This is a genomic window from Nocardioides sp. JCM 18998 (genome assembly GCF_055391535.1).
In genome coordinates, this window is sequence record NZ_AP043886.1 from 2,845,583 (window position 1) to 2,868,897 (window position 23,315).

The following is a 23,315-nucleotide window of genomic DNA, read 5'->3' on the forward strand; positions in this document are numbered from 1 at the left end:
TAGGAGGTGTGCGTCTCCACGGGTACAGAGGCGCCACGACTCGGGCGAGGGAGCAGGCGATGGACATCTTCACCGACGGACCACGACTGGTGCTGGTGGGCGACTTCGACGTACGGAGCACCCTGCAGGTACGGGCGGCCCTGTACGACCACCTCGCCGAGCATCCCGAGAACGTCGTCCTCGACCTGAGCCGGGTCGACATGATCGACGTAACAGCGCTCAAGGTGCTCGCGGTCGCGAGCCGCCACGCGGTCTCCCACGGCCATCACCTCACCCTGCGCGGCTGCCGCCCGGCGGTGCGCCGGATGATGCTGATCTCGCGGCTGCACCGGATGGTCGAGGTCGAGCCCGAGGCCGTCTCCGCCTGATCCTGATCCTGATCGGGAGGCGCCCGCGCAACGTGGGCTGTTCCACATGGCACAGGGTTACCGGCCGGTAGACAAAGGCATATCCTCCGTCTCATGAGCAGCGAGAAGCAGGCGCGCCCGGTCAAGGATCGTCCGTGGGTGATGCGGACGTACGCCGGCCACTCGACGGCGGAGGCGTCCAACGCCCTCTACCGGACCAACCTGGCCAAGGGCCAGACCGGCCTGAGCGTCGCCTTCGACCTGCCCACCCAGACCGGCTACGACCCGGACAGCCCGCTCGCCAAGGGCGAGGTCGGCAAGGTCGGCGTCCCGGTCCCGCACCTGGGTGAGATGCGGAAGCTGTTCAACGACATCCCGCTCACCGAGATGAACACCTCGATGACGATCAACGCCACCGCGATGTGGCTGCTGGCGATGTATCAGGTGGTCGCGGAGGAGCAGAACCCCGACCTGTCGCCCGAGGAGGTCGCCGCGCAGCTGGCCGGCACCACTCAGAACGACATCATCAAGGAGTACCTGTCGCGCGGCACGTACGTCTTCGGGCCCGAGCACTCGCTGCGCCTGATCGGCGACATGATCGCGTACACGGTCAATCACATCCCGAAGTGGAACCCGATCAACATCTGCAGCTACCACCTGCAGGAGGCAGGGGCCACGCCGGTGCAGGAGATCGCCTACGCGATGTGCACCGCGATCGCCGTCCTCGACCAGGTCAAGGCCTCCGGGCAGGTCTCGGACGAGGACTTCGAGAAGACCGTGGGGCGGATCTCCTTCTTCGTCAACGCCGGCGTCCGCTTCGTCGAGGAGATGTGCAAGATGCGCGCCTTCGTCGACCTGTGGGACGAGATCACCCGGGAGCGCTACGGCGTCCAGGACGAGAAGATGCGACGCTTCCGCTACGGCGTCCAGGTCAACTCGCTCGGCCTGACCGAGGCGCAGCCCGAGAACAACGTCCAACGCATCGTGCTCGAGATGCTCGCCGTCACGCTGTCGAAGAAGGCCCGCGCCCGCGCCGTCCAGCTGCCCGCCTGGAACGAGGCCCTCGGCCTGCCGCGGCCGTGGGACCAGCAGTGGTCGCTGCGGCTGCAGCAGGTGCTCGCGTACGAGTCCGACCTGCTCGAGTACGGCGACATCTTCGACGGCTCGCCCGTCATCGAGGCCAAGGTCGCCTCCCTGGTCGAGGGCGCCAAGGCCGAGATCGACCGGGTCCAGGCGATGGGCGGCGCCATCGCCGCCGTCGACTCGGGCTACATGAAGTCCGAGCTCGTCTCGAGCCACGCCCGCCGCCGGGCGGCGATCGAGGCGGGCGAGGAGATCATCGTCGGCGTCAACAGGTTCGACACCACCGAGCCCTCGCCGCTGACCGCCAACCTCGACGAGGCGATCATGGTCGCCGACCCGCGCGCCGAGCAGGCCGCGATCGCGTCGGTCGCGGCATGGAAGGCCCAGCGCGACCAGGCCGAGGTCGACGCGGCCCTGGCCGCCCTGGCGGCCGCCGCCAAGACCAGCGAGAACCTGATGGGCCACACCCTCGTCGCGGCCCGGGCCGGCGCGACGACGGGGGAGTGGGCCGCCACCCTGCGCGGCGTCTTCGGGGAGTTCCGGGCGCCGACCGGCGTCCAGGGCGCCGTCGGTGCTGTGCAGGACGGGGCGGGCGAGGCCGGCGCTGCACTCACCGCCGTACGGGAGAAGGTCGCGGCCACCGGCCACGAGCTGGGGCGCAAGCTGCGCTTCCTGGTCGGCAAGCCGGGCCTGGACGGCCACTCCAACGGCGCCGAGCAGGTCGCCGTACGAGCGCGTGACGCCGGCTTCGAGGTCATCTACCAGGGCATCCGGCTGACGCCGGAGCAGATCGTCTCGGCGGCGATCGACGAGGACGTCGACGTCGTCGGACTCTCGATCCTGTCGGGCTCCCACATGGAGCTCGTGCCGATGGTGGTGGAGGGCCTCCAGGCGGCCGGCATGGGCGAGGTCCCGGTGATCGTCGGCGGCATCGTCCCCGAGTCCGATGCCAAGGCGCTGATCGCCTCGGGCGTCGCGGCGGTCTACACCCCCAAGGACTTCTCGCTGACCGAGATCATGAGCGACGTCGCCGACGTCATCCGCCGGGCGAACGGTCTCGCCTGACGCCTCGTCGCGGTGGCCTGAGGGGTGCTCGCGCCGGCCGAGGCGAGCACCCCTTGTTAGGTAAGCCTTCCCTGGATTAGGGTGCGGCCGTGGGGAAGAGCGCCAAGCTGCCGAAGACCGAGTGCTGCGCGTCGAAGAAGAAGTGCGACCGCTGCCCGCTCCGCATGCTGAAGGACGGCACCCTGCCGAGCGGCTACACCGTGAAGCGGCGCAAGCTGGTCAGGGTCGACGGCGGTAAGGTCAGCAAGAAGCAGCTGCGGAAGGCTGCTTGATCCCAACGCTAGGAGTCCCGTGGTCGCCGACCGCTTCGTGAAGCAGCTCAATGTCCAGATCGGCAACGAGCTCGCCTCGCACAATCAGTACCTCGCCTGTGCCGTCTACTTCGACGCCCAGACGATGCCGCAGACCGCGGCGTTCTTCTACCGCCAGGCGGAGGAGGAGCGCGAGCACGGGCTGATGATGGTCCAGTACCTGCTCGACACCGACGCCCAGGTCGAGTTCCCGGCCATCCCCGGCGTGATCAACGAGTTCGACAGCATCGTCGCCCCGGTCGCGCTCGCCCTCGAGCAGGAGAAGCGCGTCACCGCGCAGTGCAACGAGCTCTACAAGATCGCGCGCGAGGAGGCCGACTTCGCCTCCGAGCAGTTCATGTCGTGGTTCATCAAGGAGCAGGTCGAGGAGATCGCCACGATGAGCGATCTGCTCACCGTCGTCACCCGCAACGAGGGCAAGATCGAGCAGATCGAGGCCCACGTCGCCCGCGAGACCGGCCGCGGGGCAGCCGACCCGACGGCCCCGTCGATCGCCGGGGCCGGAGCCTGACGCCTCGAGCAGCGCGAGAGCCGCCGACCGGGTCCGGTCGGCGGCTCTCGTCGTGCTGGACCAGGAGTGGTCGACGGTGATGAGCGGTCAGGTCGGGTTGATCCAGGTCGCGATCGTCAGAACAGCCGGTCCTCGGAGTTGTCGATGCCGCGCAGCGCGTCGTAGTCGACGACCGCGCAGGTGATGCCGCGGTCCTCGGCCAGCACGCGGGCCTGCGGCTTGATCGCCTGTGCGGCGAAGATGCCCCGTACGGCGCCCTTCTCGGTCAGCAGCGGGTCGCGGTTGAGCAGCTCGAGGTAACGGGTCAGCTGCTCGACGCCGTCGATCTCGCCGCGGCGCTTGATCTCGACCGCCACCGACAGGCCGCCGGCGTCGCGGCACATCAGGTCGACCGGGCCGATCGCGGTGGGGAACTCGCGCCGTACCAGGGTCAGTCCTGCGGCGAGCGTGGCCGGGTGCTCGGCCAGGAGCTCCTGGAGGTGCTTCTCGACGCCGTCCTTCTGCAGGCCGGGGTCGATCCCGAGGTCGTGGGAGGTGTCGTGCACGATCTCGTCGATGAGGATCCGCAGGGTGTCCTCGGTCTTGGCGGCCGACACGGTCCACTCGGGGCGGCCGTCGTCGGAGGTGCCCTCCGTGAGGGAGCACGGCGGCGACATCCAGTTCAGCGGCTTGTACGAGCCGCCGTCGGAGTGCACCAGGACCGATCCGTCGTTCTTGATCATCAGCACCCGGGTCGCCATCGGCAGGTGCGCCGTCAGGCGACCCGCGTAGTCGATCTGGCAGCGCGCAACGACGAGTCTCACGGGCCAGGAATCTACAGCGGCGTCGGCCTGGTCGCGGCGAGCACCCCCGGGATCGGCGGTTGAGCCGAATCCGCGTCGAGGGCGGCGAGGGCGCTCCCGATCAGGGGCACGACGTCGATGGCCGACTCCGGGCGCCCGATGAGGTAGCCCTGGACGATGTCGCACTCCAGCGTGCGCAGGCGCTCCAGCTGAGTGGAGCGCTCGACGCCCTCCGCGATCACGCTCATGCCCAGGATGTGGGCAGCGTTGATCACGCCGGCGATGAGCTCGGCGTCGGCCTGGTCGGAGTCGATCCGCTCGACGATGCTCTGGTCGATCTTCAGCGTGCTCACCGGCAGCCGGCGCAGCATCGACAGCGACGAGTAGCCGGTGCCGAAGTCGTCGAGGTGGACCGTGATGCCGGCCGACTGGAGCTCGCGCAGCTGTGCGTTCGCGAGTCCCTCGTCGAGCACGGCGCGGCTCTCGGTCACCTCGACCTGCAGCAGCCGGTGCGGGATGCCGGCCTCCTCGACCGCGGCGAGCACGGCGCCGGCCAGGCCGGGCGCGGCGAGCTGGACGGGGGAGACGTTGATCGCCACCGACCACGCGTGACCGGCGTCCATCCACACCCGGGCCTGCGCGCACGCGGTCCGCAGCACCCAGTCGCCGACCAGGCGGATCAGGCCGGTGTTCTCCGCGACGTCGATCAGCTCGCCGGCGGACACCACGCCCAGGAGGGGGTCGGTCCAGCGCACCAGCGCCTCGACGGAGGTGATGTCGCCGGTGCGGAGATCGAGCTTGGGCTGGTAGTGCAGCCGCAGCAGGTCGTCGCGGACCGCCTCGGGCAGGCGCTGGCGGATGAGTGCGCGCCGCTCGGAGAGGCCGCTGGCGGTGGGCTCGTTGGGACGGCCCATCCGGGCCTTGCCGGACCGCTTCGCGTAGAGCATCGCGGCATCGGCCTGCTGGAGCAGGGCGTCCAGCGGACTCAGTGAGGCGCCGGAGGTGGCGAGGTCACTGCCGACGGCGACGCCCACGGTGGCCGAGAGCTGCAGCTGGTTGCCGATCAGGTCGAACGGCTCCTGGGCGAGCTTGACGATCCGGTCGGCGATCGTGGTGGCCTCCTCCAGGGTGGTGTCGTGCAGGAGCACGGCGAACTCGTCGCCGCCCAGGCGCCCGGCGAGGTCCGCGGGGCGTACGGTGCGGGCGAGTCGGCCGGCGAAGGTGAGGAGGAGCTCGTCGCCGGCCTTGTGGCCGAGGGTGTCGTTGACCTGCTTGAAGCCGTCGAGGTCGATGTAGAGCACGGCCATCCGCTCGGGGTCGACGCCGGCGGCCACCAGGTCCGCGCCGCGCTCGTCGAGCATCCGCCGGTTGGGCAGGCCGGTCAGCGGGTCGCGCAGGGCGACCTCGCGAAAGACGGTGCCGACCTCACGGAAGACCACCGAGACGGCCACGATCCCGATCGGGGTGCCGTCCTCCTCGACGACGAGCACATCCTCCTCGGCGCCGCCGCGGGCGAGGATCTCCGCGGCCGCGTCGCGCAGTGACAGCTCGGCGTTCAAGCGCAGGGGGTCCTCGGCGAGGATGTCGCACACGCGGGCGCGGGACAGGAGGGCGCGGCCGAAGCCGAGGCGGCCGCTCAGCATCGTCTCCAGGCGCAGCCGGGTCAGCAGGTCGGTGCTGTCGGGGGCGAGCACCGCGACCGCGCGCAGGTGCGGATCGTCGCGGAAGGCGCGCTCGACCGGCTGCAGGGGGTCGGAGGCCGCGACCTCCGGCACCCGGGTGCTGAGCTCGCGCAGGGTCGGGACGCGGATCGCTGTCATATCCGGCACGAGCAGGGCGTCATCCGTCACGACCGACACGTCGGGCGGCCGGGACGGCGGGTGAGCGGAAAGACGTGAACGACCGGCGAACAATCGGTGCCCCGGCTTCGGAACGGCGGCGTGATGCCGATCACTACGGGGTTACCGACGAGTAGTAACGGTGTCATGATGCCCGGCATGAGTGCTTCGCAGTCGCCCGAGCAGATCGCCCCGACGCTGATCTACCCGTACCTGAACCACGCGGTGAAGTTCCTCCAGGACGAGTACGCCACCGCCTCCGACATCGACAACGGCATGCGCTTCGGCTGCGGCTACCCGGTGGGACCGCTGGCCTACCTCGACCAGGTCGGCCCCGGGGTCGTCCGCGACGCGCTGGCCGCACGCTTCGCCGAGACCGGCGACAGCCTGCACAAGCCGGTCGCGCTGCTCGAGCAGATCGCCGACGCCGGGACGACGTTCCACGGCCCGTCGGGCGCGGCCGGAGCCGGCGCCCCGGAGCTCAGGCACCAGATCGCCACGGTGGGCGTCGTCGGCACCGGCACCATGGCCAGCGGCATCGTCCAGGTCTTCGCCCAGGCCGGCTACGACGTAGTCTACGTCGGCCGCGGCCAGGACAAGGTCGACGGTGTCGTCGGCTACATCGGCAAGAACCTCGACCGCGCGATCGCCAAGGGCAAGGCCACCGAGGATGAGAAGCGGGCCGTGCTCGGCCGCCTCACCGGTGCCACCGAACGCGGCGCCCTCGCCGACGCCGACATCGTCATCGAGGCGATCGCCGAGGACCTCGAGGTCAAGACCGAGCTCTTCACCGACCTCGATGCGATCCTCGAGCCGGGTGCGATCCTGGCGACCACCACGAGCAGCCTCCCGATCACCCGGCTCGCCGAGGTGACCGCTCGCCCCGCTGACGTGATCGGGATGCACTTCTTCAACCCGGCTCCGGTGATGAAGCTGGTCGAGATCGTGACGACCACCCACACCGCCCCCGAGGTCGACGAGACCGTCCGTGCGCTGACCGCCCGGGTCGGCAAGGTCGGCGTCAGCTGCGCCGACCGGGCGGGCTTCATCGTCAACGCGCTGCTGTTCCCCTACCTCAACGACGCGGTCAAGCTCTCCGAGGCCGGCGTGGCCCTCGGCACCATCGACGGTGCCGTCAAGGAGCAGGTCGGCCTGCCGATGGGCCCCTTCGAGCTGCTCGACGTGGTCGGAAACGATGTCTCCCTGGCGATCGAGAGGGAGCTCTTCGCCGAGTTCAAGGAGCCGGGCCTGGCTCCCGCGGCGACCCTGGAGCAGAAGGTCGCCGAGGGCAAGCTCGGTCGCAAGACGGGCGAGGGCTTCCACACCTACTGAGGCGACGCCTGCCCAGTCGACCGTGCCCAGTCGACCGTGCCGGGTCCGGCCCTTTCCGGGTACCTGTCCGGGCATGAGCACCATCGAGACAGGCAGGATCACCACCGACATCCCGGCACGGCTGGACCGGCTGCCGTGGGCGCGATGGCACTGGCTCGTGGTGATCGGCCTCGGCACGGTCTGGATCCTGGACGGTCTCGAGGTCACCATCGTCGGGTCGATGTCCGATGCGCTGCGCCCGAGCGACACCGGTCTGGGGATGAGCGGCTGGGACATCGGCTTCGCCGGGGCCTCGTACGTCGCCGGCGCCTGCGTCGGGGCGCTCTTCTTCGGCCAGCTCACCGACCGGTTCGGTCGCAAGCGGCTCTTCCTGATCACTCTCGGCGTCTACGCCGTCGCCACCGTCCTCACCGCCTTCTCGATGAGCCCGGCGTGGTACTTCGCCGCCCGCTTCCTCACCGGCACCGGCATCGGCGGCGAGTACGCCGCGATCAACTCGGCGATCGACGAGCTGATCCCCGCGAAGTACCGCGGCCGGGTCGACGTGGCGATCAACGGCTCGTTCTGGGTCGGCGCGGCAGCGGGGTCTCTGCTCACCATTCCTCTGCTCGACCCCTCGATCGTGGACGCCCGGATCGGCTGGCGACTCGCGTTCGGGCTCGGCGCGGTGCTCGCGATCGGGATCCTGCTGGTGCGCCGCAACGTGCCCGAGTCGCCGCGCTGGCTCTTCATCCACGGCCGCGACGAGGAGGCCGAGGAGATCGTCCGCGACGTGGAGCGGACGGTGACCGAGGAGACCGGCGAGGAGCTCGGCGAGGTGGGCGAGTCGATCACCATCCGGCAGCGGCGCAGCATCGGCTTCGTCACGATCGCCCACACCGTGTTCGCCCGCTATCCGCGCCGTACGGTGCTGTGCTTCAGCCTCTTCGTCGGTCAGGCGTTCCTCTACAACGCCTTCTTCTTCACCTACGGCGACACCCTCTCGACGTTCTTCGGTGTCGGGCAGACCGGCTGGTATCTCGCTATCTTCGCGGCCAGCAACTTCGCCGGGGCACTGCTGCTCAGCCCGCTCTTCGACCGGATCGGCCGGGTGCCGATGATCACCGCGACGTACGTCGTCTCCGGGGTGCTGCTCGCCGTCGCCGGACTGATCCTCGGCGACCTCGATGCGAAGACGCTGACCCTGATGGGAGCCGTCATCTTCTTCCTGGCCTCGGCGGGTGCGAGCGCCGCCTACCTGACGGCCAGCGAGGTCTTCCCGATGGAGACCCGAGCGTTGTGCATCGCGTTCTTCTACGCGATCGGCACGGCGGCCGGCGGGATCAGCGGGCCGCTGCTCTTCGGCTGGCTGATCGACCGCGCGGAGGCCGAGAAGGATGTCACCGTGATCGCCGCGGGCTACTTCCTCGGGGCGGTGCTGATGATCGGTGGCGGGGTCGCGGAGGCGTTCCTCGGAGTGAAGGCCGAGGGCCGGTCGTTGGAGAGCATCGCACAGCCGCTGACCGCGGACGACGAGGCGCAGGATGCAGACGGGCAGGCCGACACGGACGGGCAGAATCACCACCATGAAGAGCAGCAGGCTTGAGGCGTTCAGCGACGGCGTCCTCGCCATCATCATCACGATCATGGTGCTGGAGCTCCACCTGCCCGACGACCCCACCCTGCACAGCCTGTGGAACACCGCCGGGATCAGCCTGCTGACCTACCTGCTCAGCTTCGTCTACGTCGGCATCTACTGGAGCAACCACCACCATCTCTTCCAGGTCGTCCCGCACGTCGACGGCATCGTGCTGTGGGCCAACCTGCACCTGCTCTTCTGGCTCTCGCTCTACCCGTACACGACCAACTGGATGGACGAGGAGAAGCTGGCGAAGACGCCGACGATCGTCTTCGGCGTCAACCTCATCGGTGCCGCGATCGCGTACTGGCTGCTGGTGCAGGCCATCAGACGCCTGCCCACCAGCGGCCACTTCGACGAGGTCTTCGGCGAGGACTGGAAGGGCCGGCTCTCGATCGTGTTCTACGCGATCGGCATCGGGCTCTGCTTCGTCAGGCCGTGGCTCGGCGTGGTGCCCTACGTCATCGTGGCGCTCGTCTGGCTGATCCCGGATCGCCGGGTGGAGCGCTGGCTCCAGGCCCGCGACGAGATGCCGACCGTCTAGACCGTGGCGGGTGCCCGCCACGGCTTGACGTAGGGCTGCTCCTCCCAGCCCTCGCGCCCGGCGAGCAGGGCGATCGCGTCGGCACCGTCGACGCACTCGCGCAGGATGTCGGCGTGGCCGGCGTGGCGGGCGATCTCCTCGATCAGGTGGAACCACACCCAGCGCACCGACCAGGCGGCCACGTCCTGGGGGAACCAGGGGGCGTCCGGCACCGGCACCGCCTTGTCGAGGTCGAGGGTCGCCACCCCGTCGAGGACAGCGACGCAGACCTCGTCGTAGGCCCGTAGGACCTCGGCGAGCGTGTCGGTCTCGCGCCACTCCCACGCATCGGCCCAGGCCGCAGCGGCGCCGTCGGCATCGGGGCCGAACGCGGGATGCTCGGGGCCGGCCACCGCCTTGTCGAGCCACCCCTGGGAGACGAAGGTGACGTGCTTGACCAGGGTGCCGACGGACAGTTGGCTCGCGGTGGAGCGGAGCGCGGCCTGCTCGTCGGTGAGGCCGTAGGCGGCGGTGCGGAGGGCGTCCTGCTGCTGGCGCAGGAAGCCGAGGAGTGCGGAGCGCTCGTCGGGGGTGACGGGGGCGTGTGCGGGCATCGGAGGGTCCTCTCGGGTCACTGACTTGTTCCTGCAGCCTCCCGCATCAAGCGGACAGTTTCGGTCCGCTATCGGTGGCAGGCTCTCCCCATGAGCGAGAGCGGAACCACCGAGCGGGTGCTGCGCCTGCTCGGGCTGCTGCAGCAGCGCCCGGTGTGGACAGGCCCCGAGCTGGCGGCCCGGCTGGGCGTGACCAGCCGCAGCATCCGGCGCGACGTCGAGCGATTGAGGGCGCTCGGATACCCGGTGCGCGCGACCCAGGGCGTGGGCGGCGGGTACCAGCTCGGCGCCGGGAAGGCACTGCCGCCGCTGCTGCTCGACGACGAGGAGGCGATCGCCACCGCCGTCTCCCTGCGGCTTGCCGCGGGCGGCACCGTGAGCGGCGTGAGCGAGGCGGCCGTGCGCACCCTGGCCAAGCTCGACCAGGTCCTGCCCACCCGGCTGCGGTCGGAGGTGCGCGCGCTCCAGGACGCGATCGCCACCCTGGCCGGGTCGCAGACGGCCGTCGACGCCGAGACGCTGCTGAGCCTGGCCCGCGCCTACCGCGACCTGCTGCGGGTGGAGTTCCACTACGTCGATCGCGGGGGCACGTCCTCGCTGCGCCGCGCGGAGCCGTACCGGCTGGTCGCGACCGGTCGCCGCTGGTACCTCGTCGCGTACGACCTGGATCGCGCCGACTGGCGCACGTTCCGCCTCGATCGCCTCGGCGAGGTCCGGACCACCACGTTCCGGTTCACGCCGCGCCCGCACCCGCCGGCCGAGGAGATGGTGCAGCAGGCGATCAGCGTCTCGCCCTCCCGTCGACCGGTCCGGCTACGGGTGCACGCCGACGCTGCGACCGTGCGCGAGCGGGTTCCCGCGACCGTGGCGGTGATCGAGCCCGACGAGGGGCCGGGGACGTGTGTGCTCAGCGCGGGCGCGCCTGAGCCGGCGTGGGTGCTGCTGCACGTCGCCCGTCTCGGCTTCTCCTTCGAGGTGCTCGAGCCCGAGGAGATCCGCTCCCTCGCCGCCGACCTCGGGCAGCGGCTCCTCGCGGCCGCTCAGGCACCCGGCGAGCGCAGATAGAGGTCGCGCAGCAGGCTGACCTCCGCCAGATGGTGGATCGCCTCGCGGTGGACGTGCAGGACCAGCGTCGCCCGCGGTGCCTCGGCGTAGGGGCCCTCGGCGGGACCGCACGGCACGCGCAGGTCCTCGTCGCTCCACCCGAGAACACCCGCGCGCCAGCGCGCGATCTCCACGTCGAGCTGGGCGAGCGCCTCGGTTGCCGTCGCCGCCAGCGGGAAGGTGTCGTACGAGACGATCGGACCGCCGAAGTGCGAGGCGCTGCGCATGGCCAGGACCCCGACGATGACGTGCGCCAGCCGCCACGCGATCGTGGTCACCGGTGCCGGTTCGGGCGCGGGCCAGGCCCAGTCGAGGCTCAGCCGGCCGTCCCCGCCCTCGCGCAGCGACCAGCAGTCGGGCACCGGCTCCCACCGGTACTCCGCGTCGTCGAGGCCGGCCAGCCGTGGCCGGAGCTGGTGCTCCCAGTGGAAGTCGAGCTGGTCGAGGAGCTGATCGCGCCAGAACGCCATACCCCAGCGTGACACGGCCCCCGCGTTCGGGCTACCGACGTCGCCGTAGGGTTGGTGCCATGGGTGGAGTGGTCCTTCTCATCGCGATCATCGCGATCGTCATCGCCGTGCGGCAGACCCGCAAGCGCAGCCGGGCCGCCGCGCTCGAGCGGGCGCAGCGCGAGCTCGAGCCGGTCAAGAAGCTCGCCCTGGAGGACGTGACGGCGCTCGGCGAGCAGCTGCGCGACCTCGACCTCGACACCGCCGGCCAGGCCCTCGACGACGGCGCCCGGGCGGACTACCAGCGCGCGCTGGACGCCTACGAGGCCGCCGGCAAGGCGGGGGAGTCGATCACCCGCCCCGAGGAGATCAGCAACGTCACCAAGATCGTCGAGGACGGCCGCTACGCGATCGCGTGTGTCCGGGCCCGGCTCGCCGGGGACGCCCTGCCCACCCGCCGGCCGGCCTGCTTCTTCGACCCGCGGCACGGGATCGCCGTGACCGACGTGGACTTCGCCCCGGGTGGCGGCGCCGTGCGCCAGGTCCCGGCCTGCGCCCTCGACGCCGAGCGGATCCGCGCCGGCGCCGAGCCGGACGCGCGGCAGGTGATGGTCGGCTCCCGCCGGGTGCCGTACTGGGAGGGCGGGCGCGCCTACCAGCCGTACGCCCGCGGCTACTTCGGCGGCTTCGGCGTCCTGGACTGGATGTTCATGGGCTTCATGTTCGAGGGTGTCGGTGAGGGCCTCGGCGCGCTTGCGGAGGGCGTCGGCGACGGCATCGGCGAGATCGGATCCGGTCTGGGCGACATGTTCGGTGGCATCGGTGACGGCATCGGCGACCTCTTCGACGGATTCGACCTGTGAGTCCTGCGCCCGACGGCCGCTCCCTCCACACCCTCCAGTACGGCGACGGCAGCAGCTCGGTCGTCTTCCTGCACGGTCTCTTCGGCCAGGGCCGCAACTGGAACACCATCGGCAAGGCGCTCGCCGCGGATCACCGCATCACCCTCGTCGACCTGCCCAACCACGGCCGCTCGGCCTGGACCGACCGGGTCGACTACGTGCAGATGGCCGACATCGTCGCCGACGACGTGCTCGCCCCGCTGGCCGAGACCGGCCCGGTGGCCCTGGTCGGTCACTCGATGGGTGGCAAGGTCGCGATGATGGCGGCGCTGCGCCGCCCGGAGCTGGTGGAGCGGCTGGTCGTGGCCGACATGGCCCCGGTCGTCTACGGCACCGCGCGCGAGTTCAGCGGGTACATCGAGGCGATGCACGCGCTCGACCTCACCACGCTCGCCACCCGTGAGGATGCCGACGCAGCCCTGGTGGAGGCCGTCCCGACTGCCTCGGTCCGCTCGTTCCTGCTGCAGAACCTCCGCCGCGACGGCGAGCACTGGCGCTGGCAGCCCAACCTCGAGGTGCTCGCCCGCGACGCCGGGCAGCTCTCGGCGTGGCCCGCCGACGTGGTCGCCTCCCTGCCGCCCTACGAGGGTCCGGTGCTGTGGATCGCGGGTGGTGAGTCGGCGTACATCACGCCCGAGTACGACGCCGCGATGACGACGCTCTTCCCGCGCAAGCGGCTCGTCACCATCAAGGGCGCCGGGCACTGGGTGCACTCGGAGAAGCCGGAGATCTTCACCGAGGCCCTGCGCCGCTTCCTCGCCGGCTGAGGCCGCGCCGCTCAGCTGCAACGAACGCTCGCGCTGCGGCGTGAGTCATGCATGGATGTACGGGTGAGCGATCGGCCCCCTCCCGTCGCGGCGCCGTCGTTCGACGACTGGGTGGCGGCTCGCAGCGCATCCCTGCTCCGGTTCGCCTACCTGCTCACCGGGAGCCAGGGCGAGGCCGAGGACGCCGTCCAGAGCGCGCTCGAGCGCGCGCTCGCATCGTGGCACCGGGTCTCGCGGACACAGGACCCCGAGGCGTACGTGCGGCGCATGATCGTCAACCAGCACATCTCGCTGTGGCGACGCTGGCGCCGACGGGTGACGCCGGTGGACGCGGTGCGAGAGGGCGCGCCGGCGCGTGACCTGGCCTCGGACGTGACCGCCCGCGAGGCCGTGCGGCGGCTGTGTGCCGCGCTGCCACCCGCCCAGCGCGCCGCTGTCGTGCTGCGCTTCTACCAGGACCTGGACTACCGCGAGATCGCCGTGCTGCTCGGCTGCGCCGAGGCCACCGCGCGCTCGCACGTGCACCGAGCGCTGCAGACCCTGCGACGCGAGCTGGCCGAGGAGGACAGTGATGACTGATCTCGAGGAGACGCTGCGCGAGCGGCTCGCGCAGCTGGCCGACGAGGCCGAGACCCGGGCACCGATGGCACAGCGTGCGCGGACGGCGCGCCGGCGCCGGGTCCGCCGGCTCGCGGGCATCGGCGCGGTGGCGGCCCTGGTCGTGACCGGTGCCGGAATCGGGGCGGTCGTTCACCGGTCGACCGATGTGCCGCCGAGCGGTGGCGTCCCCTCGGACCGCGCGTCCGACGAGGGGCCGACACCGCTGGGCGGCTACCGGCTCGAGGTCTGGCACGACGTCGCCGTCTACGTCCCGGCGACCTGGGGCTGGGGTGGAGCCCCGGGGGCGTGTGGCGTCGGCCCGACGGTCGATGCCGACGGCCATCGCCTGACCGCCGCCGAGCGCGCCGACGGCGGGCTGCCCGGCTACGTGGGTCGCCCGATCGCGCAGACGCCGCGCTGCCCCCAGGATGCGACCCAGGATTCGGGCGGGGATTCGGGCGGGGACCTGTCGTACGCCTGGCTCGGCGCCGACGTACCGACTGGCAGCATCGAGCTGGCCGACGGATCGGTCCAGGAGACCCGGGAGGTCGCCGGGGTCGCGGTCACCGTGGCGAGCCCCGACGCCGCGCTACGGGAGCAGATCCTCTCCTCGGCCCACCAGGCGAGCTTCCGGGCCTGCCCGGCCCACCTGGACGCGCCCCCCGAGCCCGGGGAGCAGGGCACCGGCTCGTTCGACGCGATCTCGCTGGACGTGTGCGCCTACGCGCCCGCCGACGGAACGGCCGCCGGTGCCGCTGCGGACGGCTACCGCCTGCTGTACGGCGAGGAGCTGGCAGCGGGGTCGGCCGAGCAGCTGGCCGATGCGGTGGAGAGCGCAACCCCGATGGGGCAGTACAGCTGCTTCGGCGCCAGCGGCGGGGAGTGGGCACTGCTGCACGTGGTGGGGGATCGCGCGCGGAGTCGCACCTATGTGGTCGACCTGACGTGCCCCAGCATCGCGGACCCGACGGGCCTGCAGCATCGCCTCACCGCTGCCGACGTCCGGCCGTGGGCGGTGGGCGGCGTCAACGCCGTGCTGCACGGGAGTCCGCTGATCGAGGTGCCGGGCGTGCTCGTGGGCGAGTGATGAGTGATCGCCGGGCTCAGGCCTCGCTGTCCGCCTGCCGGGCGCGGTAGGCGGCGACAGCGTTGCGGTTGCCGCAGGCCACCGAGCAGAACCGCTTGGAACGGTTGCGGGACAGATCCAGGGCGATCCCCTCGCACGTGTCGTCGGCGCACACGCTGAGCCGGGCGTGCTCGTCGGAGCGGATGACGTCGATCATCGCCATCGCCGTCTCGACGCGGATCCGGGTCGCCAGCGGCGCGTCGATGCCGACCGCGTGGATGTGCCAGTCGAGCGGATCGTGGCGGATCAGCTGGGGCACGGCCCGCTCCTCGCTGAGGATCGCGTTGACCTGCGCGACGGCGTCGTCGCGTCCGGCCAGCAGCAGCTCCCGCAGCTCGGGGCGCAGGTCCCGGACCTGCGCCAGCTCGACGCGGGTGCGGTCGTGGCGACCGGTGTAGCCGAAGCGCTCGAAGAACGCGTCGAGCTCCGCCACCGTGGCCATCGTCTCCGGCGGCTGGGCGCTGTTCACCAGCGCGACGGCGGCGAGGAGCGACTCCTCGGTGTCATGAGCGAAAACCACTTTGACAGATTACCGAACGGGTCCCTAATGTCATGAGTCATGGACACCTACGCCAATGACGCGAGCGCGCGGCCCAGCGCCGGTCGATTCGGCCCGGGCCTGCTTCTCGCCGTCCTGTCGGCGCTCAGCTTCAGCCTGTCCGGCTCGATCGCCTCGAGCCTGTTCGCGATCGGCTGGACGCCGGGAGCGGTGGTCCTGCTCCGCGTCGGCCTGGCGGCGGTGGTCCTGGCACCGTTCGGGGTGCGGGCGCTGCGCGGGCACCTCGCCGGCGCGGCGCCGGGGACGCTGCGCCGGGAACTGCCGACGGTGGTGGTCTACGGCCTGCTCGCCGTGGCCGCCTCGCAGTTCTGCTACTTCTCCGCCGTCCAGCACATGGAGGTCGGGCCGGCGATCCTGATCGAGTACACCTCGCCCGCCGCCGTCGTGATCTGGCTGTGGCTGCGCCACGGCCAGCGGCCCGCGCCGCTCACCGTGGTCGGCGCGGTGATCGCTGCCGCCGGCCTGGTGTTGGTCCTCGACCTCATCGGCGGGGGCGTCGGGCTCAGCCTCGCCGGCGTGCTCTGGGCGCTCGGCGCGATGATCGGCGCCGCGGTCTACTTCGTGCTCAACGCGGAGGGCGGCATCGACCTGCCGCCGATCGCGCTCGCCTGGCTCGGCCTGGTCGTCGGCACCGCCGTCCTCGGGCTGCTCGGCCTGAGCCACCTGATGCCGCTCGGTGCCGCCGGGGGCACCGTCGAGCTGGCGCACGCCGACCTGCCGTGGTGGGTCGCCGTCCTGGTGCTCGGCATCGTCACCGCCGCCCTCGCGTACGCCGCCGGCATCGCCGCGGGCCGCCTCCTCGGAGCCCGACTGGCCAGCTTCGTGGCGCTCTTCGAGGTCGTCTCCAGCGTCCTGTTCGCCTGGCTGCTGCTCGACGAGCTGCCGGTCGGGGTGCAGGTCGTCGGCGGCCTGCTCATCCTGGCCGGGGTCGTCGCGGTCAAGCTCGGCGAGCCCGCCGCCGGCGAGCCGGACGCGGTGGACACGCTCGCGACGGCCGCCCGTACGGTCGAGGCCGCCGCGTCACGCTGATCGCGGCGCTAGCGCTCGTCCTGCGCCCGGATGAAGACCTCGCGCACCAGCATCAGCACCGCCGCGGCGGTCGGGATCGCCAGCAGCGCGCCGACCACGCCCATCAGCGAGGCGCCGACGAGCGCCGCGATGACCGTCAGCACGCCGGGGATCTCGACCGAGCGTGACATCACGCGCGGGTAGATCACGTAGTTCTCGAACTGCTGGTAGGCGATGTAGAAGATGCCCGCGATGACGGCCGTCTCGACCGAGTTCGACAGGCAGATCGCCGTCACGATCACCGCGCCGATGGTGGCGCCGATCATCGGGATCACGTCGGTCACCATCACGACGAACGCCAGCGCGACGGCGTAGCGCTCCATGCCGATGATGAACAGGAGCGCGAGCGAGCTGAGGCCGGCGCACAGCGCGATGATGAACGCGCCGGAGACGTAGCCGCCGACGCCCTCCACGATCCGGTCGCCCAGCTTGGAGACCCGCTCGCGACGCGATGCCGGCGCCAGGCTGTAGGCGGCCTTCTTGAGCGTCTCGAAGGAGCCCAGGAAGTAGAGCGTCAGCACCACGATGATGAAGGCGTTGAAGAACGCGTTGAGCACCGCGAGGCCCACGCCCAGGACGCCGCCGAAGACCTGGCCGACGAAGTCGCCGTTGGTCACGAACGACTTCAGGTGCTCGATGAAGCCGTACTGGTCATCGAGGTCCCGGACCTTCTGGTTGTTCTCCAGACGGTCGAGCCAGTCGGGCGCGTTGCTGCCGATCGCACGCACCTGATCGGCGATGACCGGCACGAGGGCGAACACGAAGAGCGCGATGAACGCCAGCACGACGACGATCACGACGAGCACCGCCATCGAGCGGCGCAGGCCGCGCCGCTCGAGTGCGCGGACCAGCGGGTCCAGGCCCGCGGCGATGAAGAGCGAGACGATGATCAGGACCAGGGTGCTGCCCAGCGAGACGAAGATCTTGCTGGCTGCGAAGGCGGTGAGCAGGCCGAAGCCGCCCAGCAGGCCCACCATGTAGGGGGCCTTGCGGTCGAACGGCTTGCCCCGACGGCCCAGCCGCGGCTCCGGCTCCTCGGCCTCGGTCAGGGTGTCGGCCTCGGCGGGCGCGGCCTCCGGCGGCTCGCCGGAGGCCTGCGTCTCGTCGCTCACTCAGCGTCCTTGTCGGACTCCTCGTCCTTGCCGAGACCGGCGAGGAGGTTGGTGAGCGGGGCGAGCTGGGCGGTGATCGCGTCGCGCCGCTTGGAGAGCCGGTCGACCTCGGCGCGGATCGAGGCCAGGCCGCGCTCGGCCTCGGCGTGACCCGCGGAGGTGAGCGTGTCGGCCTGTGCGCGGGCGCTGCTGAGGATGTGCTCGGCCTCGCGCTTGGCGCGCGTGATGAGCCCCTCGGCGTCGGACTCGGCCTGGGCGCGCTGGCTGGCGATCTGCGCGGACGCCTGGCGCGCGCGCTCCTCGGCGGCGGAGGCGCGCGACTCGGCCTCCTCGACCAGGCGGCGGGTCTCGGCCATCGAGCTGTTGTGGTGGTCGGTGGCCTCGCGGGCGAGGCGCTCCTTCTCGACGGCCAGCATCCGGCGGGCCTCCTGCACCTCACGGTCGGCGCCGGCACGGGCCTGCTCGACCTCGCGCTGGGTGGCGGCACGCTGCTCGGTGGTCTCCTGCTGGGCGGCCAGACGGAGCTGGTCGGCCTCGCGCTTCGCGGAGGCGAGCAGGTCGTCGGACTCGCTGCGGGCCAGCGCGCGCTCCTGCTCGGCCTGGGTGGTCACCCGGGCGCGGTGGTCGTCCATCTCCTGGTAGTGCGCCTTGCGCAGCTCGTCGACCTCGCGCTGGGCGTCGTTCTTGATGCCGGCGGCGTCGCGGGTGGCCTGGTTGCGGATCTCGGTGGCCTCGCGCTCGGCGGCGTTCTTGATCTCGCCCGCCTCCTCCTCGGCGAGACGCAGCATCGCCTCGGCGCGACCGCCCAGGCCCGCGTACGACGGGTTGGCGGCCTCGGCCAGCTGCTCGCGCAGCGACCCGATCTCCTTCTCGGCCTCGGCGGCGCGCTGCTGGGCGGACTGGGCGGCACTGTGCGCGGCCGCGTGCGCCGAGGTCAGCTGCTGGATGCGCGAGTCGACGGAGGCCGGGTCGTAGCCGCCACGGCGCACCAGCGGCAGCGGCGAGGACGAGACACCGGGGACGCTGGGGGTCACCGGCCGCGGCGGCGTCGCCGGGGCGTTGCCGGTCGGCGCCGGTCGGGTCGGCGCGCTCGCCGCCGGGGGAGCGGAGGTAACCCGCGGGATCACCTGGGTGCGGTCGTCGTCGGCCGGCGCGGCGGGCTTGGCGGCCGGTGCCGCGGCCGGCTTCTCCGCGGCCTTCGCAGGCGTGGCGCCGCCGGATCCGGCCGGCGCGCTCGGCTTCTTGCCGGCCGCGGCAGTGCCTTCCTCGGCAGCCGCGTTCGGCTCATCGTCGAAGATCGAAAGGCCCTGATCGCTCATGGTCGGCGCTACCTCTTCCGTACGGGTGGGGTGGACTGCGTCCTAGGGTCCCACATCACTGGTCGGTGAAGGGCGAGGGCCGCTCCCCGAAATCTCGGGGGAGCGGCCCTCGCCGGTGACACGACGTGCGATCAGATCCCGCGGAACAGATTGATCTTGTCCAGGTGCTTGTCGCGCAGCTCCTGGTCGAGCACGCCCAGGCCCTCCTGCGGGGCCAGGCACAGCACGCCGACCTTGCCCTGGTGCTTGTTGTGGTGCACGTCGAGTGCCGCCTGGCCGGTCTCCTCGAGCGTGTAGGTGCGCGACAGGGTCGGGTGGATCTTGCCCTGGGCGATGAGGCGGTTGGCCTCCCACGACTCGCGGTAGTTGGCGAAGTGCGAGGAGATGATCCGCTTGAGATTCATCCACAGGTAGCGGTTGTCGTACTCGTGCATGAACCCGGTCGTCGACGCGCACGTGGTGATGGTGCCGCCCTTGCGGGTGACGTAGACCGAGGCGCCGAACGTCTCGCGACCGGGGTGCTCGAAGACGATGTCGATGTCCTCGCCGCCGGTGAGCTCGCGGATGGCCTTGCCGAGGCGCTGCCACTCCTTCGGGTTCTGCTGGGTGCCGTCCTCGTTCCAGAACCTGAAGTCCATCTCGGAGCGGTTGATCACCTTGTCGGCGCCCATGTTGCGCACGATCTGGGCCTTCTCCCCGTTGGAGACCACGCAGATCGGGTTCGCGCCGCCGTTGAGGGCGTACTGGGTGGCGAAGCCCCCGAGCCCGCCCGAGGCGCCCCAGATCAGGACGTTGTCGCCCTGCTTCATGTTGCCGCCGTTGGCGGAGACGAGCTGGCGGTAGGCGGTGCAGTTGACCAGGCCGGGGGAGGCGGCCTCCTCCCAGGTGAGGTGCTCGGGCTTCGGCATCAGCTGGTTGGCCTTGACCATCGCGACGTCGGCCAGGCCACCGAAGTTGGTCTCGAAGCCCCAGATCCGCTGCGAGGGGTCCATCATCGTGTCGTTGTGGCCGTCCGGGGCCTCCAGCTCCACGCTGAGGCAGTGCGCGACCACCCGGTCACCGGGCTTCCACTTGGTCACGCCGGCGCCGGTCTTGAGCACGACGCCGGACAGGTCTGAGCCGACGACGTGGTACGGCAGGTCGTGGCGCTTGGCCAGCTCGGACTCGCGGCCGTAGCGCTCCAGGAAGCCGAAGGTGGAGACCGGCTCGAAGATCGAGGTCCACACGGTGTTGTAGTTGATCGCTGAGGCCATCACGGCGACGAGCGCCTCGCCCGGCCCGAGCTCGGGCAGTGCGACCTCGTCGAGGTGCAGCGACTTGCGCGGGTCCTTCTCCTTCGAGGTCACCCCCTCGAACATGTCGACCTCGTCCTTGTGGACGGTCACGGCGCGGTAGGACTCCGGAAGCTCGAGGTTGGCGAAGTCCTCCGTGGAGGCCTCGCCGCTGACGATGGCATCGAGGATGTGCTGCACGTCGTACTCCTGAGAAGAGGGCGGCCCTCGCGGGCCCTGGCGTGAGGCAGAGATTACTGACGAGTAACCGGCGGGTCCACTGCTGTGACTGACGACACTACGTGTCGGGTGCTGGCCATGTTCCGGTCACCTGGGCGCGGGTCGCTGGTCGGTTGGCGCCGGTTGACTTCCGGGGATTCCGTGACCGCCCGGCCGGCGGTCCTCGACTGAGGAGTGTCTGTGAACCGCACCGCCCGCACCTCGTTGGCCATCGCGACGGTCTCGGCTGCCGTCGTGCTGCCGATCGGCGCCTTCGCCGTCGGCGGCGGCTCGTCCGCCGCCAGCTGCACCGCCCAGAGCTCGGCCGTCACGGCCGCCCAGAACACCGTGAGCCACGACCGGGCCGCCCTCGCCGCCGTGAGCCAGAAGAAGGCCAGGGGCGTCCAGGCCAAGGCGCGCAAGCAGCAGGCCGTCGCCCGCGCCACCGCCCGCCTCGCGGACGACCAGGGCGACCTGACCGCCGCCCAGGCGGCGCTGATCTCCTGCCAGGCCCACCGGCCGACCGCGACCGTCACGGTGACGGCCACCACCACCGCGACAGCCACCGCGACCGCGACGGCCACCGCCACCGCGCCCGGCTCGGTCTCCACCGTGACGGCGGTGCCGACCATCCCGGCCAACGGGGGCAAGGCGCCGGTCGACGGCACCGAGCTCTTCCCGATGACCAACCCCGACGGCACCGAGCTCACCCCGAACGGCTACTGGGACGGCACCAAGATCGTCAGCAGCGGCTACGGCTCGGGCCTGACCGCGATCCCCGGACAGCCGGGCTGGTTCTACGGCATCACCGACCGCGGCCCGAACGTCGGTGGCCCCGACGGCGTCAAGATGGACCCGGTCCAGGGCTTCCAGCCCGCCATCGCCAAGATCCACCTCGTCGGCGGCCGGGCTCTGGTCGAGGACGTCATCGGCCTGTCGAGCCATGCCGGCGATCCCCTCAACGGGCTCGTCCCGCCGGAGGTGCATGCCGTGCAGGGCACCGGCGACGACATCGAGGACCAGTACGGCTCGTACGTGGTCAACAGCGCGAACGGGCTCGACTCCGAGGCCGTCGCGGTCGCTCCTGACGGCACCTTCTGGGTGTCGGACGAGTACGGCCCCTACATCGTGCACTTCAGCACCTCCGGCCAGGAGATCGAGCGCTACAGCCCGTACGTCGCGACGACGACCACCACGACCGACGGCGAGACGATCTACCCGCTGCCCTCCGAGCTGCTCAAGCGCGCCAAGAACAAGGGCATGGAGGGCCTGACGATCACGCCGTCCGGCGACTACCTCGTCGGCGTGATGCAGGCGCCGCTCAACTCGAACGTCGGCACCGGAGGCGGCGCCGCCCCGACGGCTGCCGCCGGCCAGGCGCTGCGTATCGTCAAGGTCAAGATCAGCGACCACAGCGTCCAGGAGTACATGTACGTGATGCACGCTCCGGTCGGCAACGCGATCGTGGAGGGTCCGAGCGAGATCACCGCGTTGAGCGACACCCGGTTCGTGGTCGACGAGCGGGACGGCTGCTTCGAGGGCCCGACGGCGGGTCAGATCGCGGCCTGCTCCGCGCCGGCGAGGAAGGACCTGTGGATCGCCGACCTCTCGAACGCCACGGACGTGGGTCCTCACGGTGCGCTCGCCTCGGCACCCGGCAACAGCTACCAGCACATCACCGCCCCGGCGGTCGCCGCCGACAAGACCAGCGCCGCCAACTCCGGCCTGAACATCGGCGGGCAGAGCGTCGAGACCATCGGCGGCAGCGGCGCCCACGACACCGTGGTCGCCAACCTCGTCGCTGCGGGCATCCACACCGCCGACGACGACGACCCGGCGACGTCGTACCTCGACTACTCCGGTCTGCTGAACGTGATCGACCCGACCGGCCAGTACTTCGGGCACGACAAGGTCGAGGGCGTCTCGGTCGACGTGGCGAACAACATCGTCTACCTCGCCGACGACTCCGACTTCGGCATCACCGACGTCGCCAAGGACACCAACTGGCCGGCCGACAGCATCAGCCACGGTGGCCCCAAGCGCGTCCTCGGCAGCCAGGCGCTCAAGAACCTGCCCGGCGCCACCGGCCAGGGCTCGGGGCCGCAGGACTTCGGCGAGATCATCAAGATCGACCTCACGAAGATCCCGGGCGGCTTCAGCCTCCGCTGAGGATCCCCGCGAACAGGGGAGGCCCCGCCGACGTCAGCGCTGTCGGCGGGGCCTCCCCGGTGATCCCGGGGTGTCAGTGCCCGGCGCTCCCGGCCGGCTCGACGAGCTCGACCAGCACGCCGCCGGCGTCCTTCGGGTGGACGAAGTTGATCCGGCTGTCCGAGGTGCCGCGGCGGGGCGCGTCGTACAGCAGGCGCAGGCCCCGCCCGGTGATGTGGGCCATGGCGGCCTCGACGTCGGTGACGCGCAGCGCGAGCTGCTGCAGGCCCGGTCCGCTGCGCCCGATGAACTTCGCGATCGTCGACTCCTCGGTGAGCGGCGCGAGCAGCTGGACGACGGCCGCGCCCTGGTTGCCGGCGTAGCCGATCATCGCCTCGCGTACGCCCTGCTCCTCGTTCGTCTCGCTGTGCAGCACGCTCATCCCGTAGCTCGACTCGTAGAAGGCGATGGCCTCGTCGAGGTCCGGCACGGCGATGCCGACGTGGTCGATGGCGATGAACAGATGGTCGGGGATCAGGCTCATGGGGGCCACTCTGGTCCAGGGCCGGTGCGCGAGGGAAGATCGGTGTGACCATGGGCACACCGAGGGCGCGTACGGCCCCCTCCCGCTGGCCACTACCCGTCGG

General features: G+C 71.1%; 23 protein-coding genes. 14 read left to right on the top strand and 9 right to left on the bottom strand.

What is annotated here, in order from left to right; translation table 11 throughout:
* Window positions 1–59: 59 nt before the first annotated feature.
* The 4 genes from ACZ5L9_RS13335 to ACZ5L9_RS13350 all read left to right on the top strand — a co-directional run bounded on the left by ACZ5L9_RS13335 (window position 60) and on the right by ACZ5L9_RS13350 (window position 3,317).
* Window positions 60–368, top strand: coding sequence for an STAS domain-containing protein (locus ACZ5L9_RS13335; RefSeq protein WP_464528491.1), 309 nt, complete (start codon window positions 60–62; stop codon window positions 366–368).
* A 93-nt stretch (window positions 369–461) separates the two neighbouring features.
* Complete coding sequence (locus ACZ5L9_RS13340; RefSeq protein ID WP_464528493.1) at window positions 462–2,495, top strand: protein meaA; 2,034 nt, start codon at window positions 462–464, stop codon at window positions 2,493–2,495.
* 89 nt (window positions 2,496–2,584) lie between these two features.
* Window positions 2,585–2,767: a hypothetical protein gene (locus ACZ5L9_RS13345; protein WP_464528495.1), complete on the top strand. Its 183-nt coding sequence runs from the start codon at window positions 2,585–2,587 to the stop codon at window positions 2,765–2,767.
* Window positions 2,768–2,786: 19 nt separating this feature from the next.
* On the top strand, window positions 2,787–3,317 hold the full coding sequence (locus ACZ5L9_RS13350) for a ferritin (RefSeq protein ID WP_464528497.1): 531 nt from the start codon (window positions 2,787–2,789) through the stop codon (window positions 3,315–3,317).
* A gap of 116 nt (window positions 3,318–3,433) precedes the next feature.
* Here ACZ5L9_RS13350 and nucS read toward each other — a convergent pair whose 3' ends face one another.
* Both nucS and ACZ5L9_RS13360 read right to left on the bottom strand, forming a co-directional pair.
* A complete protein-coding gene (nucS, locus tag ACZ5L9_RS13355) occupies window positions 3,434–4,120 on the bottom strand; it encodes an endonuclease NucS (RefSeq protein ID WP_464528499.1) in 687 nt (228 codons plus the stop codon).
* 11 nt (window positions 4,121–4,131) lie between these two features.
* A complete protein-coding gene (locus ACZ5L9_RS13360) occupies window positions 4,132–5,949 on the bottom strand; it encodes a putative bifunctional diguanylate cyclase/phosphodiesterase (RefSeq protein ID WP_464528501.1) in 1,818 nt (605 codons plus the stop codon).
* Between the two features lie 147 nt (window positions 5,950–6,096).
* On the opposite strand from ACZ5L9_RS13360, the gene ACZ5L9_RS13365 reads away from it, so the two are divergent.
* From ACZ5L9_RS13365 to ACZ5L9_RS13375, 3 genes are all read left to right on the top strand, one after another.
* Entirely contained in the window at window positions 6,097–7,269 is a 1,173-nt protein-coding gene (locus ACZ5L9_RS13365; RefSeq protein ID WP_464528502.1) for a 3-hydroxyacyl-CoA dehydrogenase NAD-binding domain-containing protein, read from the top strand.
* Window positions 7,270–7,342: 73 nt separating this feature from the next.
* On the top strand, window positions 7,343–8,854 hold the full coding sequence (locus ACZ5L9_RS13370; protein ID WP_464528504.1) for an MFS transporter: 1,512 nt from the start codon (window positions 7,343–7,345) through the stop codon (window positions 8,852–8,854).
* On the top strand, window positions 8,835–9,431 hold the full coding sequence (locus ACZ5L9_RS13375) for a TMEM175 family protein (RefSeq protein ID WP_464528505.1): 597 nt from the start codon (window positions 8,835–8,837) through the stop codon (window positions 9,429–9,431). The genes ACZ5L9_RS13370 and ACZ5L9_RS13375 overlap by 20 nt, the downstream gene beginning before the upstream one ends.
* Here ACZ5L9_RS13375 and ACZ5L9_RS13380 read toward each other — a convergent pair.
* Window positions 9,428–10,024, bottom strand: coding sequence for a DinB family protein (locus tag ACZ5L9_RS13380; RefSeq protein WP_464528507.1), 597 nt, complete (start codon window positions 10,022–10,024; stop codon window positions 9,428–9,430). The two genes, ACZ5L9_RS13375 and ACZ5L9_RS13380, sit on opposite strands and share 4 nt — an antisense overlap.
* A gap of 90 nt (window positions 10,025–10,114) precedes the next feature.
* Between ACZ5L9_RS13380 and ACZ5L9_RS13385 the strand changes: the two genes are divergently transcribed.
* Window positions 10,115–11,089, top strand: a complete 975-nt coding sequence (locus tag ACZ5L9_RS13385; RefSeq protein ID WP_464528509.1) for a helix-turn-helix transcriptional regulator — start codon at window positions 10,115–10,117, stop codon at window positions 11,087–11,089.
* Here the strand turns inward: ACZ5L9_RS13385 and ACZ5L9_RS13390 are convergent.
* Window positions 11,065–11,613 carry a DinB family protein gene (locus ACZ5L9_RS13390; RefSeq protein WP_464528511.1) on the bottom strand — a complete coding sequence of 183 codons (549 nt, stop codon included), beginning with the start codon at window positions 11,611–11,613 and terminating at the stop codon, window positions 11,065–11,067. The two genes, ACZ5L9_RS13385 and ACZ5L9_RS13390, sit on opposite strands and share 25 nt — an antisense overlap.
* Before the next feature lie 44 nt (window positions 11,614–11,657).
* On the opposite strand from ACZ5L9_RS13390, the gene ACZ5L9_RS13395 reads away from it, so the two are divergent.
* From ACZ5L9_RS13395 to ACZ5L9_RS13410, 4 genes are all read left to right on the top strand, one after another.
* The gene (locus tag ACZ5L9_RS13395) at window positions 11,658–12,440 is read left to right on the top strand and encodes a hypothetical protein (protein WP_464528513.1); all 783 of its coding nucleotides are present in this window, start codon (window positions 11,658–11,660) and stop codon (window positions 12,438–12,440) included.
* Window positions 12,437–13,246 carry an alpha/beta fold hydrolase gene (locus ACZ5L9_RS13400; RefSeq protein WP_464528516.1) on the top strand — a complete coding sequence of 270 codons (810 nt, stop codon included), beginning with the start codon at window positions 12,437–12,439 and terminating at the stop codon, window positions 13,244–13,246. The genes ACZ5L9_RS13395 and ACZ5L9_RS13400 overlap by 4 nt, the downstream gene beginning before the upstream one ends.
* A gap of 63 nt (window positions 13,247–13,309) precedes the next feature.
* The gene (locus tag ACZ5L9_RS13405) at window positions 13,310–13,825 is read left to right on the top strand and encodes a SigE family RNA polymerase sigma factor (RefSeq protein ID WP_464528519.1); all 516 of its coding nucleotides are present in this window, start codon (window positions 13,310–13,312) and stop codon (window positions 13,823–13,825) included.
* On the top strand, window positions 13,818–14,933 hold the full coding sequence (locus tag ACZ5L9_RS13410) for a hypothetical protein (RefSeq protein WP_464528521.1): 1,116 nt from the start codon (window positions 13,818–13,820) through the stop codon (window positions 14,931–14,933). Before ACZ5L9_RS13405 ends, ACZ5L9_RS13410 begins: the two co-directional genes overlap by 8 nt.
* A gap of 16 nt (window positions 14,934–14,949) precedes the next feature.
* Here the strand turns inward: ACZ5L9_RS13410 and ACZ5L9_RS13415 are convergent, their stop codons facing one another.
* Window positions 14,950–15,492: a CGNR zinc finger domain-containing protein gene (locus ACZ5L9_RS13415; protein WP_464528522.1), complete on the bottom strand. Its 543-nt coding sequence runs from the start codon at window positions 15,490–15,492 to the stop codon at window positions 14,950–14,952.
* A 39-nt stretch (window positions 15,493–15,531) separates the two neighbouring features.
* Between ACZ5L9_RS13415 and ACZ5L9_RS13420 the strand changes: the two genes are divergently transcribed.
* Window positions 15,532–16,560 carry an EamA family transporter gene (locus ACZ5L9_RS13420; RefSeq protein WP_464528525.1) on the top strand — a complete coding sequence of 343 codons (1,029 nt, stop codon included), beginning with the start codon at window positions 15,532–15,534 and terminating at the stop codon, window positions 16,558–16,560.
* 8 nt (window positions 16,561–16,568) lie between these two features.
* On the opposite strand, the gene ACZ5L9_RS13425 is transcribed toward ACZ5L9_RS13420, so the two are convergent.
* The 3 genes from ACZ5L9_RS13425 to ccrA form a co-directional block, all read right to left on the bottom strand.
* Window positions 16,569–17,711, bottom strand: coding sequence for an AI-2E family transporter (locus ACZ5L9_RS13425; protein WP_464528526.1), 1,143 nt, complete (start codon window positions 17,709–17,711; stop codon window positions 16,569–16,571).
* A complete protein-coding gene (locus ACZ5L9_RS13430) occupies window positions 17,708–19,030 on the bottom strand; it encodes a hypothetical protein (protein WP_464528528.1) in 1,323 nt (440 codons plus the stop codon). The genes ACZ5L9_RS13425 and ACZ5L9_RS13430 overlap by 4 nt, the downstream gene beginning before the upstream one ends.
* A 131-nt stretch (window positions 19,031–19,161) precedes the next feature.
* On the bottom strand, window positions 19,162–20,502 hold the full coding sequence (ccrA, locus tag ACZ5L9_RS13435) for a crotonyl-CoA carboxylase/reductase (protein WP_464528530.1): 1,341 nt from the start codon (window positions 20,500–20,502) through the stop codon (window positions 19,162–19,164).
* A gap of 219 nt (window positions 20,503–20,721) precedes the next feature.
* Here ccrA and ACZ5L9_RS13440 point away from each other — a divergent pair, with 219 nt between their 5' ends.
* On the top strand, window positions 20,722–22,689 hold the full coding sequence (locus tag ACZ5L9_RS13440; RefSeq protein ID WP_464528533.1) for an esterase-like activity of phytase family protein: 1,968 nt from the start codon (window positions 20,722–20,724) through the stop codon (window positions 22,687–22,689).
* Between the two features lie 73 nt (window positions 22,690–22,762).
* Here the strand turns inward: ACZ5L9_RS13440 and mce are convergent, their stop codons facing one another.
* Entirely contained in the window at window positions 22,763–23,212 is a 450-nt protein-coding gene (mce, locus tag ACZ5L9_RS13445; protein WP_464528535.1) for a methylmalonyl-CoA epimerase, read from the bottom strand.
* Between the last annotated feature and the right edge of the window lie 103 nt (window positions 23,213–23,315).